Here is a 290-nt window from a genome sequence, read left to right on the forward strand (position 1 = left end):
ATCTTCACCGTCATTACAATTTCACCGAGCCCCTCGTTGAGACAGTGCCCAAATCGTTACGCCTTTCGTGCGGGTCAGAACTTACCTGACAAGGAATTTCGCTACCTTAGGACCGTTATAGTTACGGCCGCCGTTTACTGGGGCTTCAGTTCTCTGCTTCGACTTGCGTCTAACACTTCCCCTTAACCTTCCAGCACCGGGCAGGCGTCAGCCCCTATACGTCAGCTTTCGCTTTAGCAGGGACCTGTGTTTTTGGTAAACAGTCGCTTGGGCCTTTTCTCTGCGGCCTC

General features: G+C 52.8%; 1 rRNA gene. It reads right to left on the reverse strand.

What is annotated here, in order from left to right:
* Positions 1 to 290, reverse strand: a 23S ribosomal RNA gene (locus P6N53_RS18635); the annotation flags it as partial.

It is taken from the genome of Desulforamulus aquiferis (assembly GCF_030577015.1).
GTDB classification, from domain to species: Bacteria; Bacillota; Desulfotomaculia; order Desulfotomaculales; family Desulfotomaculaceae; genus Desulfotomaculum; species Desulfotomaculum aquiferis.